Genomic DNA, 21,080 nt, shown 5'->3' with positions numbered 1-21,080 from the left:
ATAAGTCAGCAATATTGTTAATCAATTTCTTCAATTACCACAACTTTTCCGAGCTCTCGAAATCTTGCAGCAAGCAATGGAATGATTTTCTTTCTCGATAGCAGTCCTTGCTGCACAAACCCAATATTGTCAGTTGCAGGATTATACGAGGTTCCAACAAAGAAATTAATTCTATCTGCGTTCATTAGATCATCATAAAGTTCAGTTACTGGATTTTGCTCATCCATCAAAGAACGATCCTCATCCAATATGTTGTAAAGCTGATTTAGAGTTACTGCACCCTCTGTAACTAAATCAACACCTTCAATTGAGTACTTCGGTGGTGTGAAATGATTCGCAAAAGTATCATCAATATCAATTCTCTTGTTCAAATATTTCGAGACTATGCTTGCCGTTGTTCCTCCGCATACAATTTTTGTTCCGTCCATTGAGAAAAACTTTCTGCATACTTCATAATCTCGACTTTTGTTTATTGGTGGGCCAGTAAGCACATTTGCTATTGCTCCAATTCGAGAATATGCCAAAATTGAAGTTACATCATCATCGTTGTTGTTATTGCATAGTGAGTATATTTTAGTTTGCAACTGGTGTGGGATGTCGTAAAGTTTTCTTCCATCTGAAAGTATTCCGTTAATAATTTTGCAAACTCCCTCCGGACCAAGTCCCATTGGTAAGCCTCTACCAATTCCAGCTTGTGTAACCCCATCAGAAACAAGCAATAAAGCATCTCCAACCGAAAGATAGCAGTTCGTTTCAGTAATCACTGACTTTTCTACTGTTGTAGACCTACCTTTCAAAACAGTTGCTGACCCTTTGGAAATATAAATAGGTGGCGGCATTTCGAAACTAAGCACAACTCCAAGTCCATCATTGATTATTCTCGCAATCGAAAAAACTGCATATGGTAAGTTTTCACGTGCAGCCTGGTTCATAGTTCTTACCATTGCTGCAAATGCTTGTCGCAATGTGCACCCACACTTTAATAATTCGCGCAAACGGGATACACACATCGTTGCATAGATACTTGCTTTTACTCCTGAACCCATTCCATCAGCAAGAATAATTATTGTTGAATTTTGGTCTCTATCTATCAATACAACGTCGCCGCAAGCAGTATTTGTTTTTTTTGTTGCCTGACTTTTTTCTATCTCGACATATACATATCCCATATCCAGCCTCGTTTATCTTTGTCTGCTTCTCCACTTGTTGGGGATTGTTCTTCTGTGATTTTAAGGATATTTTCTACAAGAGCTTCGCCCTGCGCAGTGCTTTCAGCTAATAATTTGGCAATATTTTGTGCCATTGAAATTTGATGCGACAGTAATTGTCGGGCTTCTTTAATCGTTCGCTGTCTAATATCATCAAGCTTGGACTTATCAGTTATGTTCTTAGTAATATTTACAAATATTCCAACAATTTGCTTTTCATTTTTAAGTTCATAAATAATCTGATGGCAGACTATTCCGTAATTCTCATGTTTTTGAGTAAGCTCAATTATATCGTCGTGTTTTGTTGCAATTCGCACAAATGGTTCTGGATCCATTAAATATGAAATTGGCTTGCCAATAATTGCTTCTGAACACATAAAAAATCGTCTGAATGCTGGATTCATACTGATAATTTTTAGGTGTTCATCAACGATTACTATACCATTTGGGCTGGATTCTATTATTTTGTCGTTCCTCATTTCAGCTTTTCGTCGCATAAATGGTATGCACATATCGATTTCAGCCATTCCATCGAGCACCGCACGAGCCTTTTCTTCGCAAGTATTATACCCGCACGACTGACAGTTCAGCCGATTTTCCTCAGATGAATTACCTGTTTTTTCAAGTATTTGAAGCAATTCATCTTCTGAATATTGTTTGTTCTCTATTGCTACGTCTTTGTTGAAACTCGTTGCTAAATTTAAATCTTCAATCGGTTCAAAACTACTGTTAGGATATTTTTTGAAATATTTAAAAATTTCCTCTTTTCGCTCAAACATATTTTTTTCAGAGGTAACTCCTTTTCCATTTATACAGCCGTTCCTGCAAAAAAGTGGCTCAAATAAAATATTTTCAGAATTGTTATTTTCAAGATATTTTGTCATATCTTTTATATCATCGAAGCCACTTAAAGCAATTACTTTCGTTTGAACAATATCTGTATCATAACCAGATGTTTTAAGCAGTCCGCCCGATAGTGGATAAAGCAGAGCATTCTGTGGTGCATATTCATCAAAATCACTTGCTTCAAAATTGGCTAAATTGATTTCTTCGTCCATAAATAATTCATTTAACTCATCGAAGGTAATAACATAGTCGATATCATCTTGATATTCTGTGCGGTCAGCTTCTGCTTTTTTGGTAATACATGGTCCAATAAATACAATTTTGAACTCACCGCCTAAGCGCTTCTTGATATGTCGCGAATGAGCAATCATAGGACTAACAGCAGGAACTAATCTATCGATTAATGCTGGAGAATATTTCTCTATGTAACTTACAATTGCTGGACAAGCAGAAGAAATTGGGCTATTGCTACTATGTTTGTGGAATATTTCCTTTGTAATTAGAGATGTATAATAAGCACCAACTGATGTTTCTGCAACATAAGAAAAGCCAAGTTTTCGAAGTGCGGACGGTATTCTAACCCGTTCCCAACCTTCATAGAAGCTCGCAAAAGATGGTGCAATGCTTGCAGCAACTTTTTCTCCATTTTTTAAGAGTTCTCGTACCAGTTCGACCTCACGACGATATGTTTTTGCTTTCTGCGGGCATTCAGCAATACACGTTCCACAATGAATACAACGACTGTCTATAACCGAAGCCTGCCCTTTTTTCATTTCAATTGCTTTTACAGGGCAGTTTCTTATGCAACGATAACAATCACGACAGCGAGCTTTATTCGTGAAAACTACTTGCAACTCTTTGTTTTTCATTTTAATCAAATATGATTATTACTACTTAATCAAAATTAAGTAAAAAAAACGTAAAATAAAAGATATTTTTATCGATATATTTTTACCGTTTAGAAATCTATTTGTATTCCATTCAACAGATTTAAATCGCGTGGTTTTACTTTTTCAGGAGGTTGGCTATCGTAACGCAATCTTAAACTTGTACGAAATGTTAAATTTTGATTAAATTTAATATTAAGACTGCTTTCATTCAGAAGGCGGTAATCTTTGTCGTTTGAAAACCTTGGCTGATAGTATGTAATACTTTTTATTAATAAATTTGGTGAAACGTTCACACCCAGTGAAAAATAAGAAGTAAGTCTGCCGGCAGTTGTTTCTTTGCTGGGCTTGGTTTTCAATTCTTCGTTTTCAATCATTGCACCGAGCCCAAGAAATGTATATATTTCAAGTTTTTCAGTTGAATCAATCTGCAACGTTTCGTTTATAATTTGAATTCTTGAAGTTACTCCAAACAAATTCCTATCTTTCAATAAAATAAACTCATTAAATTCTTTTTGCAGAAACAATTCACCATACAAAAAATTAAATATTTCATAGCTTGAACGCAGATGAACAAATCCGCGGTTCTCTCTTTTCTTAATGGCATCTTCGGCATATGAGTAGCTCACAACTCCAAAATTATGAAACTTTTCTTTTAACCAGTCAATTCTATATGATGGTCTGATTGTTGTATATTCTGTATTTCCCTTTATTATGCCAATATCCACATTTATTTTATGAAAAATACCATCTTTTGAAAACTCTTTTCTAAATACTTCTGTATTTACTTGAGCCAACAAATTGGTTGAGAAAAATAAAAGTAATGCAGTAAATATTTTTTTCATATTTATCATAAAATATCTTAATATATTCAAAATACATATACTTGAAAAAACGACAAAAACTTTTTTACAATTCTCTAATACAAAGCCTTTTCGATAAAAGTAGCTTTGCAGTTGCACAATAATATCAATCAAAAATTAGAACCTAAATTGTATTCCAGCTGAGAAAATATTAAATCTACCAATATTATAATCAGCAAAAATTGAAAAATTCCCGAATGATTTGTTTAATCCCACAGTTGCTTTCCACGAACGATTAATTAAATTTATCTTTGTTGTCTGGGGTTTTGTGTCTCCAGGATATTCAGGTGGCTCGGGCGGCATAATTTTCTTAAGAACAGGGTCATAACGAAGTAATCCCAGCTGCATTTGTGTTTCCACAGGCAAATAATACTTAAATCGGGCATCAATATCTATGTAATCGAATGAAAAGCCACCATACAAATCAATAATATCGTCGAAAGATTTAGATATATTAATATTGGCGTTCCAAATTTGTGCGTTTGCTTTTAAGTCCGATTGAGTAACTCCGACCTTATTCTGCAAGTTAGTTCCTTGATAGACAATTTGAACTGCAAGGTCGAACAGAGCATATTCGTAAATTTCACCTTCGCTTGTTTGGGAAAAATCTGTAAAATATTGCGAAATACTATGCTTGATACCAAAGCCCCAAAATACGAATTTCCCAATATATTTTCCTAAGTCAAGTGGTGGGACAATGCGTATCAGAAGCTCAGTGCCGTATAATGAACCAATTTCGATTTGTGGAACTCCTGCTATTATTGTGCTTATATTCCCACCAGCTGGCAAAGTAAAAAACGACGGCACTTGCTTCATCACATTCAATAATGTATCCTTAATTTCTTGTGGAAGATATTGATAAATTACATGGCTTTGCACTAATTCAGTCAATACTGTATTATCAAGATGAAGTTGTGTCGTATCTTTGCCAAGTATAGACGAAGCTCGTTGGGGCGGAACAATCTTCCCAGATTTATATCCGTCAAATAGCACAGTCTTAAAAAGATAATTGATTAATCCAGCAGTATCTTTTATATTTATCACAGACTTCGATGGATCAAGAACATTTATGTTGATTGTGCCATAACGAGTAAGTTTATTTAATGAGAAACTATCCATCGGAAGTTGCGGAGAGTAATATTTATCTGATTTCCTAACAATTCCGGCCATTCCATTTATAGTGATTTTGAAGTATGGTTTGTCAACGTTTCGTGGAACATACGCTTTAGTATAAAACCTTGAATTTGAGGTCGCATTTACAGCTTTGACCATTGGAGCTAAATATGGTACGCCATTTAAATCAAAAATGTCTTTGCTAAAACTGCGTGCCAAATCAATAGTATATTCACTTGCGGGAGCTGCCAATATTGGTAGCACAAAACCCGATAAAACAAAAATTAATACAAATAACTTTTTCATTTATTATTTCTCATTATTTCTTTCTTAATTATTACAAAAAAAGGAACAGCAAACAAAAATATAGGTATTACCAAATACTGCCATAATGAACTTTCAAAATGACCAACTATCGAAATTACCGCTACCCTAACAAAAATAGCTGAAACAGCAACTGCTAAAATCCAGCTCACAGGGGTGATGAGTTGCTTTTTCATTTGTTCAAAAATCTGTTCTTGATATACAAGTAAAGAGGTATAGCTACAAGAATTGCAAACCCCAAAAAGAAAACACTAAAAACTATTTTATAGATTATGCCTAAAATTAAAAATATTAATCGTATTGCTATTAATGCACCGATAATTGCAATTATTGCTGCTAAAATTTTTTTCAACATATTTTCGTCCTATTCTTTTTATTTAAATACGATATTGCAACAAAATTATTTATATAATACAAATTAACAAAGAATAATGAAAAAGGTAATATTCATTTTATTATTAATTACTTTGATTGCTGGATGCAAAAGTGTTAAATTGGATGAAAAGCAAGAAACCGGCCAAATCTTTCATTTACAACGCAAAAATATTGACTACCTCAATATTAAAGCAGATTTCAAAGTTGAATTCCCTGATTTCAATCAAAGCTTTTCAGCTGATATAAATATAGCTGGATATGACTCCCTTAATATAACTATTTACGGTCCATTTGGAATTACCGTTGGACAACTTTATGCTGATATGAAAGATTTTGTCTTTTACAACGTGTTCGAAAATTCTGTTATCCAGGGTAATTCAGATGCTAAAAGCTTCGAAAAAGCTCTAAAAATTAGTCTTTCGCTACCTGATTTAATTTCAGTTATTACTAATGAAGTTATTGGAAGCGCAGAAGAATATAATAAATTTGAAGGAAGAAAAGAAAGCATTGTATATGCAAAGCGAACCGATAACGCAATCGATTTTATAGAATATTCAGCTCAAAAGAATGGCATTCTAAGATATCAACGCAAAGATGAGGCAAATGAAAAAATATTTGATGTGCTCTGCGACAACTTCGAAATCACAAAGAATGGTGTGTTTGCAAAGGAAATTAATATTCATATGCCAAAGCATAATGGAAAATTGAAAATCTCATTTGATAAAATTATCATAGGCCCCAATAAAATTGAACAATTTAAGTTCAAAACTCCAAGTTCAGCAAAAAAAATTATTCAGCCCTAAAAGTAGTTTTGAAATATTGTTTTGTTAATTACAGGAAAAACTTTAAATTTGTAATTCTATAATTAACAATTTGTTAAATAAGCAAGGCTATTATTAAAAAATAGGAGAAAAAATGAGTTTACGCCGTGTTTACGAAACAACTGTAATTATCAATGCCGCATTGGAGGATGCAGACATTGATGCAGTAATCTCCAAAATTACAAGCTACATTGAAAGCCATGGCGGCACTATCACCCAAATTAACAAATGGGGACGCCGTCGTCTTGCTTATCCGATTAATAAAAAATATAACGGATATTATGTGCATTTGGTTTTCGATAGCGTTCCAAGCGTGCTTCCTGTTTTGGAGAGATTTTTAGTGTTAGAAGATACTGTTCTTCGTCATCTTACTCTTGTTCTACCTGAACGCCTTCGTAAGTTGCGTCTCGAAAAAGCATTAGCAGAAGGTAAAACTGGTGAGAATACTTCAATTACTTCCGATGAACCTGAAAAGAAAGAAGATAAAACTGAAAAAGCAGAAAAACCTGAAAAAGAAGTTGCTACTGCTGAGCAGACAGCTGAATAATAATTTTGTAATTAATATTTTGGGATATAGATATGAAAATCATACTTCGTGAAGATATTGCAAAGCTTGGGAAAATCGGTGATGTCGTAAACGTTCGTGACGGTTACGCGCGTAACTTCCTTTTACCCAAAGGTTTGGCTTTTGTTGCTACCGAAGGTGCTATGAAAAGAATTGAGGCTTTGAAGCGCTCTGCTGAAAAACGTAGCGAAAAAGAACGTCAAGTCGCTGAACAAATTGCTGCTAAAATCGCCGATGTCCAAATTACTATTCCTATGAAAGTGGGCGAAGAAGGTAAGCTTTATGGTTCCGTTTCTCAACAAATGATTGCAAATGAACTTCAAGCTCGTGGCTTTGATATTGATAAACGCAATGTTATTCTTGAAGATCCAATCAAAACTTTGGGTATTTTCGATGTTAAAATTAAACTTCACAGTGAAGTTATCCCTACTTTGAAAGTATGGGTTATCAACGAAGAACAGCAATAAATAATAACTTTTCTATAAAAGCGTTTTATTACACTTAAGTGTAATAAAACGCTTTTTTGCTATGAATGTTTTTATTACTGGTGGTACAGGCTTTATAGGGAAGTTCCTTATCTATAGGCTAATTAAGGAAGATGCTCATATTACTGTCGCTACTCGTCAAAAATTCAAACACTCATCACATATTGAATATATTAATTGGTATGATTTAACCGACGATGAAAAACTGATTACAGTATCAAAATCAGATGTAATAATTAATCTTGCTGGTGAGAATATTGCAGCCCATCGTTGGACTGACAAACAAAAAGCTAAAATTATCCGTAGCCGAACAAATGTTACAAGTTCATTAGTTGAAATAATCAACAAACTGCCTCAAAATGAAAAAAGAGTGTTTATTTCTGCAAGTGCTGTTGGCTACTATGGAGATAAGAAAAACGAATTGATAAACGAATACAGTCCAATTGGCAGCGGGTTTCTTTCAGAAGTTTGCGAACTCTGGGAAAAAGAAGCATTAAAGGCTCGCAATTGTCGATTGGTTACACCTCGTATTGGTGTTGTGCTTCACCCATCGGGTGGTGTTTTGCAAAAAATGTTGCCCCTATACAAGTTTTATCTTGGCGGCATTCTCGGAAGTGGCAAATATTACGTCCCTTGGGTGCATATTGGCGACCTTGTTAATATGTTTATATTTGTTGCAAAGAATAAGAGCTGCGAAGGCGTCTATAATTTTGTTGCTCCGAATCCCTGTACAATGAAAGAATTGGCAAAAGCAATCGGCAGCATATTGCATAAACCAGTATTTTTCAAAGTGCCAGAATTTTTATTGAAAATCATTCTTGGCGAAGCTGCGACAATGCTGACAAATAGTCAAAGAGTTTTCCCACGACGTCTGATTGATACTAATTTTAAATTTGAATTTGAACGCTTAGAAGTTGCTTTAGCCGACTTACTGAAAAAAAATGAATAATATAAGATATATTGAATTACTTTCACCTGCACAAAACTTAGAATACGGTGTTGCTGCAATTAATTATGGCGCAGATGCTGTTTATATTGGTGCTAATAAGTTCGGTGCAAGAGCATCTGTTGGCAATTCTACAAAAGATATTGAAAAGCTTTGTCAATACGCGCATCTTTATAGCGCAAAAGTGTACGCGACCTTAAATACGATTCTTTACGAAAACGAACTTGAACAAGCAAGGAATTTGGTTCTCGAACTCTACAATGCTGGCATTGATGCTATTATTATTCAAGATACTGCATTTCTTATGATGGATTTGCCTCCGATTAAGATTTTTGCCAGCACTCAGATGCACAATTACGAATTAGAACGAATAAAATTCTTCGACAAAATTGGGATTAGTAGATTTATTTTAGCTCGTGAACTAAATTTAAAGCAAATTAGAGAAATTAGACAAAATATTAATGCTGAACTTGAATTTTTCGTTCACGGTGCTTTGTGCGTCGGATTATCTGGGAGATGTTATGCAAGTTTTCATTCAACTGGATATAGTGGCAATCGTGGTGAATGTAAACAAATATGTCGTTTGCGGTATGATTTGCTCGATGTTAATGGGAATACTATTTTACACCAAAAACATCTTTTGTCCTTGAAAGACCTCAATTTATCTGACTATTTGGAAAAATTAGTCGATGCAGGTATTTCCTCATTCAAAATTGAAGGTAGATTGAAAGACATTAACTACGTTAAAAATGTCACTGCTTTTTACAGAAAAAAAATTGATGAACTCATTGAAAGAAAGCAAGGTCTGACAAAATCTTCGAAAGGTAATGTATATTTGCACTTCGAACCAAATCCAGAAAGAACATTTAATAGAGGATTTACTAATTATTTTATTGATGATAATCTTTTAGAATTGGCAAATTTTGAAACTCCGAAATCTATTGGACAGTTTATTGGGGTTGTTTCAAATATTGATAAAAACAAGATATCAATGGATACCAATGAAGTAATTCATAATGCTGATGGATTATGCTTTTTTACTGAAAATGGGCTGGAAGGTTTTCTTGTCAATAAAGTTGAAAACAAATGGATTACCCCTAACAAACATTTGAAAATTGGAATTGGCACAAAGGTATATCGAAATCAGGATTATGGGTTTGAAAAACTACTCTCCCAAAATAAAACAAAAAGAAAATTACTCGTAGATGTCGAACTCACTATTGATAATCAATATCTGAAAATAAAGTATCTTTTTGAGAATTTGTTTACTGAAAGCCAAATAGTTTTCGAGCATTCTTCAAATCCAAAACAAATTGAAATAATCGAAAATCAATTGAGAAAAACAAACGGTACTCCTTTTGAAGTTAGAAATGTATTTAATAATATTCAAATTCCAATTTTCGTCAAAATATCTGAAATTAATTCAATTAGACGAAAATTACTCAATTCATTAGAAAAAATAATAATTGATACTTATCAAAGAAATTCAACTAAAATTACACTACAAAAAGTAAATTTCCCTGTTGATACTGTTGATTATTCAGAAAACATATCAAATTCTCTTGCCGAAAAATTTTATTTATTACACGGAACTTTCATAAAAGAAAAAGCTTTTGAAATAATCAGCGATAAGAGTAATAAAGTTGTTATGACGACAAAATATTGCATAAATAGAGAAATCGGAGAATGCCCCAAAATAAATAAAAAGAATAATAATTGTAAAGAATATTACCTTCAAAATGCATACAAATGCTATGAAATTGAATTCGATTGTATTGCTTGTCTTATGAAACTACGAGCAACCGATTAGTGAATTAAATTGTTAATTTTTAGTTAAGGCTATTTTATTTTTGATAATTACTCCGTAAGCGAGTATTTTTGTTAACATTTTAATTGAAAATTTGTAAAACTTTAATAAAAACATATGGAAATTTATCTGTTTGTTGTAATTGCGCTGGTTTTGCTTGCGACTACAAATTTATGGGTTGGTGTTGCCAACGATGCGGTTAATTTTTTAGGTTCTGCTGTTGGTTCGAAAGCGGCTCCATTCAGACTGATACTTGCAATTGCTGCTTTAGGTATGCTTGTTGGGGTTACTTTTTCAAGTGGAATGATGGAAGTTGCACGAAAAGGTATTGTCAACCCCGAAATGTTTTATTTTCAGGAAATAATAATTATTTTTCTTGCTTATGCAATTGGCGATCTAATTCTTCTTGATTTATTTAACACATTTGGACTCCCAACTTCTACGACAGTTTCACTCATTTTCGGTCTGTTGGGTGCAGGGGTTGCTGTTTCTATTTTAAAGATTTTAGGGATTGACGGCAATTTGTCTAATTTATATTTGTATATCAACACAGCTCGAGTGTTAACATTCGCTTCAGCAATTATTGTTTCAATTGTGTTGTCATTTATTGCTGGTTCATTAATTCAATACATAAGCAGAATTATCTTTACATTTAATTATGAGAATACTTTTCGTCGTTGGGGAGCTATTTGGAGTGCTTTTGCAGTTACCTCTATTTCATATTTCATATTAATTAAAGGAATTAAGGGTGCCTCTTTCATTACTCCTGAAATTATAGATTGGATTGGGAATAATATTTGGTCTATTCTTGGTGTTTGTCTGGTGTTCTGGACTATTGCATTTCAATTACTAATCTCTTTTACAAAAATAAATATATTAAAAGGTATAGTTTTAGCTGGAACTTTTTCGTTAGCAATGGCTTTTGCTGCCAACGATTTAGTGAACTTCGTAGGTGCACCATTCGCAGGGATTAGTGCGTATATCGCGGCTAATTCATCTGCCAATCCATTTGAAGTTACTATGACTGCACTAACTGAACCATATAAGGCCAATACTTTTTACCTCTTGATTGCCGGTATTATAATGGTTGTTGTGCTTTATTCATCGAAAAAATCGAAAACAGTTACTAAAATGTCGGTTTCTCTTGGGAGTCAAGAAGAAGAAGTTGAACGTTTTCAAAGTTTTGGTATTTCAAGAGGATTAGTTCGATTAGTAATTACGTTTTTTGATATTGTTCAGAAAATTACTCCAGAAGAAGTTCGGAAATATATTGCTTCTCGCTTCGATAAATCACAAATGCCAAGATGGACTGACGAAAAAACACCACCTCCTGCTTTCGATTTAATTCGTGCAAGTGTTAATTTAATGGTTGCTGCTGCATTAATCTCTCTTGGGACTTCTCTGAAATTGCCATTGTCAACTACTTATGTAACGTTTATCGTTGCAATGGGGACAGCATTTTCAGATAGAGCTTGGGGCAGAGACACTGCTGTATATAGAGTATCTGGCGTGCTTACTGTTATTGGTGGTTGGTTTATTACTGCATTTATGGCAGCTTTGATTGCTGCAACAGTTGCTACTGTTATTTGGTTCTTTAGCTTTGCTGGTATGGCTATTATGATTGCTGTTGTTGTTTACTTGGTATTTAGAAACACTATTCTTCATAGACGCCGAGAAAAAGAATTCGAAGAACGTGAAAAAGTTACTTCTAAACATCAAATGACTAAAGAAGAACTATACGAAGCTATTATTAACGGCTGTAGTAAGTTCGCTCATTCTATTTCTGACTTAATTACAAATTGTAATGATGGTGTTGTTCATAACGATTTACGAATACTGAAACTTTGCAAACAAGGAACAAAACAAATTCAAAAAGATGCAGATTTGCTCATTCCTTATATTTCAAAAGCTTTAAAAAAGCTTGATTCTGAGGAACTTAATAAAGCCTACTCTTTTACTGATTTAGTTGGCTATCTTAATGTGCTTGCCTCGCTTTCACGAAGGATGGCTGTTCAGGTATATGACTACTTCGATAACAATCATAAGCTTCTCACAAAAGAACAAATTTTCGAATTATCTGAGACTGCAAAAACTACAAGTAGTATTATTACTTCTATTGCAAATTCTATTATGAATAGAGAATATTTCAATCAAAACATTGATGATAGATTCGAAAATATTCGCACACGTCTTGACCATTTTAAATCCGAACAAGCTAAGAGAATGAACCAAGGTATTTCAACTACCTGGCAAAATCTTCTATATTTAAGTTTTATCGATTATTGCGAACGCTTAGCTCTTAATTCGCTTAAAGTTGGCAAAGCAATGCGGAAATTTTTTGTCGATTAATAACTTATTGCTTTATAAAAGAGGCTGTTTAGTGTTGGTGAAACAGCCTCTTTTTTTTTTTTTATCTATGCTGAACCAATATTCAGGTTATTTTATTATATTGTTTTGTGGTCAAATCCTTCTATATACTGTGTTACGAAGTTCTTTGGCAATCTACGTTTCTTAATTTTATACACTCTATAATAAAACAATGTGCAATAAAAAATAATTTGAAGAATCAAAGTTGTTAGTTCATTTATAGCAAAACTGATTGAATTTTGCATTTGAGTAACTTTCATTATTGCTTGCAAAAAAGGGACAAGTGGAAATATATAAGAGAAGTATTTGATTGCTTCTAACAATTGATTTTGTGGCCAGGCAAATCCTGTGAGCATAAAAAACGGATAACTTGTAAAACCAAGGATTAGAAAAACTGTAATTCTATGCTTGAAAAATGTCCCGACAAATAATCCGAATGAAGCAGATGCCGCAACCCCAAGTGTTGCAATAATTAGTTTGTTTACAAGTGTACTATTGTAATTTACGTGATATAGTGGAGCAAGAAACATAAAATAAACAAGTGCATAAACAATAAAAATCAAAATATAAGAAATCAGTTTCCCAGCAGTAATCAAACTAACGTTTCTTGAAATAAGAAATTGATCACGCCATTTATTCATTCCCCATTCCTTCGCTTGCGAAGCAGCAACACCAATGAGAATAATCTGAGAAATAATTATTATCAAGAGCCCTGGAAGTATTAAATCCCCATAAGTTAAATAAGGGTTGAACAGGTATTGGAAATTAATTTTGACAGGTTGTGCATATCCAATCTCTTGAAGCACAGGTGTACCTTTTTTCATAAGAGCAGAAGCTGTAACCTTAGCACCATATGTTGTTACTATCTGTGAAATAGGCAATCCAATATCACTCAAAACAAGCAATCTCCCAGGATTAATCAGGAGTTGAACAGATGTTTTTCTGCCATATTTCAGATTTTCTGAAAAATTCAGTGGGATTATAATAGCGCCGTGAATATTTTCTTTTGCCATCTCTTTTATAACTTCATCTTCAGAGTGCAATATTTGCTTTATAGAAATATTTTGGTGTGCATCAATCTCACTAACTAAACTACGGGATAAATTCGTGTTGTCTCTGTCAAGTACTGCTATTGGGACATTCTCTTCTGCTTTGTGCAAATATATTGCCCCATACAGTAGAGGATAGGCAATTGGTGCCACAAAGAAAATCAATGCAAGATTTCTGTCCAGGAAAACTTTTCTTAATTCTCTTTTTATGATAGCTAATAACTCTTTCATATTATTTTGTTACCGAGTTTATTTCACGTCTTTGAAATACTTCACGGAACCAATCTCTTATTTTAATTCCGATTGGTCCCATTAGGATAATTATCAATACCCAAATGACTAATCCAATAATTGTTAGTTGAACGTAACCGCGTTCAGGGTTAGAACCAAATAGAAATAATGGAAAAAATGCTTCCAAATAATGAGTAAGCGGTATCAATTCAGCGAATTTACTTATTGCTTCTGGCATTGCCCAACGTGGGAATGTATATCCACTGAATACAAACGAAGGTGCATTGATCACTAAAAGTGCTTGGGCAGCAGTAACCAAATTAGATAAAATGAGTGATAGAAATGTGCCCATTCCAATTGAAGCAATAATATATAAATTTGTAAGCAAAATTATTTTGCAATATCCATCATTGATAGGAATTCCAAGCAGCGGGAAATATACAGAAAATAATATTACTGCAGCCATCAAAGAAAGTAAATAAATTGGCGTTAATCGTGCTAATAGCCATGCAGTTTTATAACCTTTTCTGGGTGTTATTCGACCTGGCGCTGTTTCTTTTTCCTCACGAAATACCCAAATAGATGCAAAACTGCAAGACATTTGTAAAATTGACAGTAGCATACCAGGAAGTAGATAAATTGTATAATTAAAATATGGGTTCCCCGGAGCAAAAATATCAGTAGTTATCGGTGTTGCACGAAACGAAGCCTCTTTTTTACTGAATCCTTTTTCTACAAGTCTTCTAATCTGTATACTTTTCGATTCGTCAAGCAATACTTGTGCTATTGCTTTATAAAGCACTTTGCTATATATCATATTAAAGGCATTAACTACAATATCAGTGTTACCACCTTTCCCTTGTTTGATTTTTTTAGTAAAGTCAGGTTCGAAAATAATTGTTGCAAATGATTGGTTACTTTTGATTAAACTATCTGCTAATTTTTTGTTATTTGTTACCAGACTTACATTAACAGATTCAACCGCATCTAATTTGTTTGTAATTGCTCTCGTAAGTTCAGAACCATCATAATCAACAACTACTACTGGGACTTTCTGCACATCTCCATCAATAAATGCCAAACTAAGCACACTCCACGCAAGCAACGGCATTACTAATGCTATAATTGCAACATGTGGTCTTCTCTTCAATTTACGAATTTCATTAATCAAAAAATAATTATATAGAAACCAAAAATTTCTTCTCATTTTTTATTTTTCTTTGGAATAGTGAAACGGACTGTCATTCCAGGACGAAGCGATTGTATATTATTATCTATCGGTTTCAACTTTACAGTAAAGGAACGAGTTTCAAAAGTTGCTTTGTCTGCATTAATTCTCCAATTGGCATAATCTGCCATCGCTGAAAAATTCACCACTTTGAACTTTGTTTTAATACCCAGTCCATCAATTCTTCCGTCTAACACGTCCCCAATTTTAATATTTTCAAGTTCAAGTGCTGGCAAATTCAGTTCAACCCACACATCTTTGGGGTCAAAAATTGTAATTACCGGATAACCTGTTGCAACAAGTTCCCCCGCATCAACAAACCTCTTTGAAACAATTCCGGAAATAGGACTTGTAATAATTGATTCATCAAGGTACGCTGCTACTTCTTCAAGTGATTCCACTGCACGCCGCAATTGACCACGAGCCATATCCTTTTGTTCAATTCGCGAACCAGTGATTGCCATATCAAGTTGTGCGCGAGATGCTTCTTTCTGAGCGCGAGCAGCATCATATTTTTGTTTTGCTACGTCAAAGTCCTGTGCCGATAATAATTTATCTTCATAAAGTGCTTTCATTCTCTGAAAGGTTTTTTCTGCAAGTTCAAATTGGCTCGAAGCTGCTTCAAACTGACGGCGCGCCATTTCAATTTCTTCCTTTCTTGCACCAGCAATTAACATATTTAATTGTGCACGGGCACTTTCAACAGCACCTTCCGCTTGAAAATACTTTGCTTTCAGTTCTCGGTCTGTTAGCTTTGCTATTGTATCGCCGACGTTTATTTCATCACCTTCGTCTACTTTTATCCAGTCAATTCGTCCAGGAATTTTGGGTGAAACGTCGTATTCTCGCATCTCAACCTGTCCAACTCGAATGAAAGTATTTTCCTCTTTACCCAGTGATAGAATAACTATAATTCCTATGATTATTACAGCGATGGGAATAAAAAGCAAAAATAAAGCAGTTTTCTTTTTCATTTTATCTCCTTTATATTAATTATTTTTTCCCCAAATATTTAGAAAGTAATCGTTATTATTTGTTATCTTACAAATTTGAGCAAGATTTGAATAATACTCTTTCAATGCGCTATTTTTTTTAAGCTTTATTGCTTCAAGTGAGAGTTCTGCGTCCAGCACCTCAATGGATGTTCCCAGGCCAGTTTCATAACGTTTCTCGTTTAGGCGTAAATTTTCGGTCGCTTGTTGAATTGCATCTTCAAGCATCAGATAACTGCTTTCTGCAAGCTTCATCTCCATATAATAATTCCTAACTCCAAGTTCAATTTTCCTTTCTACTTCTTCTGCTAATGAATTATAACTCTCGCTTTCAGCTTTGGCAGCCTGATAATCATTAGTACGCCGCATACCATTGAAAATAGTAAAGCTTGCTCCGATACCGACTGCCCATTTGGGGTCTATTGCCGAACGATAATGGTCGAACACATCATACATTCCAAAGCCATAGATTGTCGGAAAATAGTTTGCCATTTCTGCTTTGGCTTTTGCATCTAATGCTTTTGCTCCAAAACGAACCTGTTCGAGTAACGGATTGTTGTTTTTTGCAATTTCGATGAAATATTCAACGCTTTGTTCAACTGTTTTATATTGTATTGTTTCTGCCAACTGTGAAATTTCATAATTATTCAATAGTGAAGAAAGAGCAATTTTAGCAATTTTCAGCTTTTCTTCTGCTTCAAATGCGTTTCTTTTTGCTTCAGATAATGCAACATCAGCGCGAAGCTTATCATGTGGAGCAATCAGCCCCTGTTTGAGCATTCCCTGAGCGCGCTCGTTGTGTTTTTCAATTGTTCTGAGAGCATCATATCGCACTTGCAGATTTTCTTCTGCAATTAATATATTGATATATGCATTAATTACCTGGCTAACTATTTCAGCAGTTTCTGCATCCATTTTTTTTAGTTCAAGTTCTTTTTGTGCTTTGGAAGCATCAACTCCAGCAGAAATCTTCCCACCAGTAAAAATTGGTTGGTTAACGGTAAATGTTGCTTTTGGAAACGCTCTTTCTTTCAGCGTTTTCTCAAATTCTGGAATTGAGCCATTTAATTTTTCGATTGCACTTTGTTTTATTGCTTGTTGTTGCTCGGCTGTGAGTGGTGCACCAGTTTTTAATAAAGACTCAAAGTTAGAAAATCCGACTTGATTATTCGCTTGGAGCGAAATCATTGCAGAACGAATGGGTGATAAATCAATGATAATATTCCTATTGATATAATTGTACGTAATATCAAAATTAATATTTGGGAAGTACCTACCGTACGCCGATTGAACAGTATTGTTTTTTGCTTCTACGTTTTTCTTCGCCGCTTCAATACCTTTGTTTGTTGAAATCGAGCGATTAATTGCTTCTTTCAATGTTAATTGTGCATTCGCATTATGAAAAAATAGAAGCAAACCAATCAGACATAAAATTTTGTTTTTCATATTTTTTATTTTTGAATAATGAACCATAATTCACACATTTTGTTATTTCAATCCGTAAACAATATAATGAAATAAAGTATCTGTAAGTTCTTCTTTTGAATAGGACAACAAATCATCTGATTTCGAAGCAATCCAAAACCAAACCCCACCGATAATAAACATAGTTGCATCTTTGGGATTCATATCTTTTCTGAAAATATTCGCTTTTATTCCATCGCTTATTAATTCTTCAATTAATTTTTGGGAATTTTCGACAGTTTTAGATAATTTCTCTTTTTTGTTTGAGTTCCAGAAACTGTATTCATAAAGCAAGATTTTAGCGACCGATACATTTGAGAAAATAAGTTCAATAATTTCACCAGTAATTTCAGCAATTTTTTGCAAGGGAGTCATATTTTTTATTTTTTTCATTGCCAGAAGCTTGCTTTCTATACGAGACCACGAACGCAAGAAAATTTCTTCCAGTATTGCTTCTTTGTTTTTAAAATATAGATATATTGTTCCTGCTCCAATACCAGCAATTTCAGCAATTTTGCTAATTTTCGCCTTATGAAATCCTTCGCGTGCAAACACTTGCGAAGCTGCATCCAATATCATATCGTACTTATTATCAATCATAAAAACCAAATGAACACTGAACCATAATTCATTAACATACAAAGTTAAAAATTATTTTTAGAATAAAAAAATATTTTCCATATTTTCAGTTATCCAATAAAAAAGAAAAGAAGGCGGTATTATCTACCATCTTCTTTTATATTAATTACTATGTAGCCGTTATTATTTTCCTAACATTGCTTTGTATGCTTCAACATCCATTAAAGTATCTAACTCAGCAGGATTACTCATTTCAATTCTTATCATCCAGCCTTCGCCGTAAGGGTCTTTATTCACTATTTCAGGGTTGTCATTTAGTGAACGATTAACCTCAATAATTTTTCCACTTACTGGTGCAAACAAATCAGCTACAGTTTTAACAGCTTCAATTGTTCCGAAGGATTGTCCAGCCGATACTTCTGTAATATCATCTGGAATATCTACATAAACAACATCGCCCAATTCACCTTGTGCATGGTCAGTAATACCTATAGTTGCAATATTACCATCAACTTTTATCCACTCATGATCCTGAGTGTATTTTAATTCTTCTGGGAAATTCATAATTAGCTCCAAAAAATGTTATGTAAATTTACACAAAAATACAAACAAAAAACGTAAATTAACAAATAATTAGTTAAAATAATTAATTATAGTGTTAATTGTCGATTAAAAGAAATTTTTATCGAGAAAGCAGTATTTAATTACTATTGATTATGTAAATTAAAAAAAATATTATAATTTTGAATAATTTATATTGCAAAATTGTTTTTGCATTAATAATTGAATTATTAACAAATCAAGTGTAAAGCTATGTCACAAAACAGTTTGAACTTGTCGGAATTATTCCCTTATCCAAGCTATGAAGAATGGAAATCGGCAGCAGTTGAAGCTCTCAAAGGTGCTCCCTTCGAAAAAAAGATGATTACAAACACTTACGAAGGTATCGAACTACAACCGATTTATTCTAAAAGCGATGTTAATGAGTTAGAAAACCTTCTGCATAATTTGCCAGGCGAACAGCCTTTTCTACGTCACACTGAACGATTAGGTTTCAAAATCACTCCCTGGGAAATTGCCCAAGAAATTAATATACCTCTTCCAAATATTTTCAACAATGCGCTTATTGGAGCACTTGAACGCGGTCAAACTCGCGTTGTGATGAAACTTAACGAAAATTTCGCTATAAATCCTCAATCTCAAATTTCTGGCAAAGAGTTGCTCGTTGCTGATTATCAAGATTTCCAAAATGCTGTTAAAAACATTAATTTTGAATGTGCTTCTCTGAAAATCAAACCAAATAGCCTTGGTCTTGAATTAGCTGCATTGATAATTGCCTATATTCAAAAAAATAAATTCGACAAATCTAAAATTAATATCAGCTTCGGTATTTCACCTCTGGCTCAGCTTAAAAATTATGGTAAATCGCTTGTTGCCATTTCTAAACTAATTGATGATGCTGAACAACTAATACGTTGGAAGAAGGCAAACAGTATTAATGCAAAAGTCATTGCAATCGATGGTGAAACTTACTTAAATGGTGGTTCGAGCTCAGTTCAGGATGTTGCATTCTCTCTTGCAGAAGCTACATTTATTGTCTGCGAGCTTATTCAGCGTGGCCTTTCAATTGATGATATTGCTCAAAGCATTGAATTTGATTTCGCTATTGGTCCGAAATTCTTTACGGAAATTGCTAAATTCAGAGCGGCCCGTATTCTTTGGGCAAAAATCGTTGAAGCATTTGGTGGTAATGAAGAATCACAAAAAATGTTTATTCACGCTTCCACTTCTAAAATTAACAAAACTATATTCGATCCAAATGTTAATATGTTAAGAGTTACAACCGAAGCACTATCAGCAGTTTTAGGCGGTTGTCAGTCAATAAGTGTTGATGCTTACGACGAAGCAATTGGAATCTCGGGCGACTTCTCTAATAGAATAGCTCGTAATGTTCAGAATATTCTTTATCACGAAACCCACTTAATCGATACAATAGACCCAGCAAGCGGTTCTTGGTATCTCGAAGTGCTTACAAACCAGATTGCTCACAAAGTGTGGGATTTATTCCGCGAAATCGAAAGAAAAGGTGGTATTTTAGAAGCTTTAAAAACTGGATTTATCCAGGAAGAAATCAGAAATACAGCTGAAAGCCGCAAAGCTAACATTGCTTCTCGTCGCGATACTCTTTTAGGAACAAATAAATATCCTAATCTTAAAGAAAAACCAGTTACAACTCTTCTTGATATTCCACAATTGGAAATTGACAAACATCTGAAAAAATATGCCGAAAAATGTACTAACCCTGCTTGCGAAGCCGCTACAAATGAATATCGTAAAACTATTTATAATGAAAGAAATAAATCATTAGAAAAAGCTATTGCTGCTTTCAACGAATGCACTACAATTGGGCAGCTTATCGAAGCAACAGGTGCTCTCAACTCTGATGATATTCAAGTTGAGCCTATTGTCCCATACCGTATGGGAACTATTTTCGAAGAATTACGAAAAGCTTCATCTAAGGCTAATCCACAATTGATTAAGATTTGTCTTGTAAACTTCGGTCTATTAAAAGAATACAAAATCAGGAACGATTTCTCAGCAGACTTTTTCCAGGTTGCTGGTCTTGATATTGTTAATACTGATGGAGCTATGAACCCAGACGAAGCAATAGAACAAGTAAAATCAACTGATTATAAAGTTTATGTGATTTGTTCAACTGACGAACGATATGCTGAGTTTGTTGAAGATTTTGCAAGGAAGTTCAAACAGATTAAACCAAACGCTAAACTTATTTTAGCCGGTTATCCTACTGAGCTTGTTGAGAATTTCCGTTCTGCTGGCGTTGATGATTTCATTCATATTAAGACTAATATTTATGAATTTCTTTCTGCTTTGATGAAAGAAATTGGAATTTTGAATTAATTTGGAGT

General features: G+C 33.9%; 18 protein-coding genes. 7 read left to right on the top strand and 11 right to left on the bottom strand.

The window, feature by feature from the left end:
• Window positions 1–17: 17 nt before the first annotated feature.
• From AC6QZF_RS04525 to AC6QZF_RS04505, 5 genes are all read right to left on the bottom strand, one after another.
• Window positions 18–1,169 (bottom strand): PP2C family protein-serine/threonine phosphatase, encoded by a 1,152-nt coding sequence (locus tag AC6QZF_RS04525; protein ID WP_499798687.1) that lies wholly within the window; start codon window positions 1,167–1,169, stop codon window positions 18–20.
• A complete protein-coding gene (locus AC6QZF_RS04520; RefSeq protein ID WP_499798686.1) occupies window positions 1,145–2,923 on the bottom strand; it encodes a [Fe-Fe] hydrogenase large subunit C-terminal domain-containing protein in 1,779 nt (592 codons plus the stop codon). Before AC6QZF_RS04520 ends, AC6QZF_RS04525 begins: the two co-directional genes overlap by 25 nt.
• An 89-nt stretch (window positions 2,924–3,012) precedes the next feature.
• Window positions 3,013–3,786 carry a DUF481 domain-containing protein gene (locus AC6QZF_RS04515; protein WP_499798685.1) on the bottom strand — a complete coding sequence of 258 codons (774 nt, stop codon included), beginning with the start codon at window positions 3,784–3,786 and terminating at the stop codon, window positions 3,013–3,015.
• A gap of 135 nt (window positions 3,787–3,921) precedes the next feature.
• Window positions 3,922–5,223: a DUF6588 family protein gene (locus AC6QZF_RS04510; RefSeq protein ID WP_499798684.1), complete on the bottom strand. Its 1,302-nt coding sequence runs from the start codon at window positions 5,221–5,223 to the stop codon at window positions 3,922–3,924.
• Complete coding sequence (locus AC6QZF_RS04505) at window positions 5,220–5,417, bottom strand: hypothetical protein (protein ID WP_499798683.1); 198 nt, start codon at window positions 5,415–5,417, stop codon at window positions 5,220–5,222. The genes AC6QZF_RS04510 and AC6QZF_RS04505 overlap by 4 nt, the downstream gene beginning before the upstream one ends.
• A gap of 255 nt (window positions 5,418–5,672) precedes the next feature.
• On the opposite strand from AC6QZF_RS04505, the gene AC6QZF_RS04500 reads away from it, so the two are divergent.
• From AC6QZF_RS04500 to AC6QZF_RS04475, 6 genes are all read left to right on the top strand, one after another.
• Window positions 5,673–6,419: a DUF4292 domain-containing protein gene (locus tag AC6QZF_RS04500; RefSeq protein WP_499798682.1), complete on the top strand. Its 747-nt coding sequence runs from the start codon at window positions 5,673–5,675 to the stop codon at window positions 6,417–6,419.
• 112 nt (window positions 6,420–6,531) lie between these two features.
• The gene (gene rpsF, locus AC6QZF_RS04495) at window positions 6,532–6,984 is read left to right on the top strand and encodes a 30S ribosomal protein S6 (protein ID WP_499798681.1); all 453 of its coding nucleotides are present in this window, start codon (window positions 6,532–6,534) and stop codon (window positions 6,982–6,984) included.
• A 32-nt stretch (window positions 6,985–7,016) separates the two neighbouring features.
• A complete protein-coding gene (gene rplI / locus AC6QZF_RS04490; RefSeq protein ID WP_499798680.1) occupies window positions 7,017–7,469 on the top strand; it encodes a 50S ribosomal protein L9 in 453 nt (150 codons plus the stop codon).
• Between the two features lie 61 nt (window positions 7,470–7,530).
• On the top strand, window positions 7,531–8,436 hold the full coding sequence (locus AC6QZF_RS04485; protein WP_499798679.1) for a TIGR01777 family oxidoreductase: 906 nt from the start codon (window positions 7,531–7,533) through the stop codon (window positions 8,434–8,436).
• Entirely contained in the window at window positions 8,429–10,243 is a 1,815-nt protein-coding gene (locus AC6QZF_RS04480) for a peptidase U32 family protein (protein WP_499798678.1), read from the top strand. Before AC6QZF_RS04485 ends, AC6QZF_RS04480 begins: the two co-directional genes overlap by 8 nt.
• A gap of 114 nt (window positions 10,244–10,357) precedes the next feature.
• On the top strand, window positions 10,358–12,589 hold the full coding sequence (locus AC6QZF_RS04475; RefSeq protein WP_499798677.1) for an inorganic phosphate transporter: 2,232 nt from the start codon (window positions 10,358–10,360) through the stop codon (window positions 12,587–12,589).
• 95 nt (window positions 12,590–12,684) lie between these two features.
• Here the strand turns inward: AC6QZF_RS04475 and AC6QZF_RS04470 are convergent, their stop codons facing one another.
• The 6 genes from AC6QZF_RS04470 to gcvH form a co-directional block, all read right to left on the bottom strand.
• Complete coding sequence (locus AC6QZF_RS04470) at window positions 12,685–13,887, bottom strand: ABC transporter permease (RefSeq protein ID WP_499798676.1); 1,203 nt, start codon at window positions 13,885–13,887, stop codon at window positions 12,685–12,687.
• 1 nt (window position 13,888) lies between these two features.
• Complete coding sequence (locus AC6QZF_RS04465) at window positions 13,889–15,037, bottom strand: ABC transporter permease (RefSeq protein WP_499798675.1); 1,149 nt, start codon at window positions 15,035–15,037, stop codon at window positions 13,889–13,891.
• 53 nt (window positions 15,038–15,090) lie between these two features.
• Window positions 15,091–16,089, bottom strand: coding sequence for an HlyD family secretion protein (locus tag AC6QZF_RS04460; protein ID WP_499798674.1), 999 nt, complete (start codon window positions 16,087–16,089; stop codon window positions 15,091–15,093).
• Window positions 16,090–16,104: 15 nt separating this feature from the next.
• Window positions 16,105–17,553, bottom strand: a complete 1,449-nt coding sequence (locus tag AC6QZF_RS04455) for a TolC family protein (protein ID WP_499798673.1) — start codon at window positions 17,551–17,553, stop codon at window positions 16,105–16,107.
• Between the two features lie 42 nt (window positions 17,554–17,595).
• The gene (locus tag AC6QZF_RS04450) at window positions 17,596–18,171 is read right to left on the bottom strand and encodes a TetR/AcrR family transcriptional regulator (RefSeq protein WP_499798672.1); all 576 of its coding nucleotides are present in this window, start codon (window positions 18,169–18,171) and stop codon (window positions 17,596–17,598) included.
• 162 nt (window positions 18,172–18,333) lie between these two features.
• Window positions 18,334–18,714 (bottom strand): glycine cleavage system protein GcvH, encoded by a 381-nt coding sequence (gene gcvH, locus AC6QZF_RS04445; protein ID WP_499798671.1) that lies wholly within the window; start codon window positions 18,712–18,714, stop codon window positions 18,334–18,336.
• Between the two features lie 249 nt (window positions 18,715–18,963).
• On the opposite strand from gcvH, the gene AC6QZF_RS04440 reads away from it, so the two are divergent.
• Entirely contained in the window at window positions 18,964–21,072 is a 2,109-nt protein-coding gene (locus AC6QZF_RS04440) for a methylmalonyl-CoA mutase family protein (protein WP_499798670.1), read from the top strand.
• Window positions 21,073–21,080 lie beyond the last annotated feature (8 nt).

Source organism: Eximiradius sp. (assembly GCA_937127445.1).
Lineage (GTDB): Bacteria > Bacteroidota > Ignavibacteria > Kapaibacteriales > UBA2268 > JAKIZO01.
This window is presented reverse-complemented; position numbering and strand designations above follow the sequence as displayed.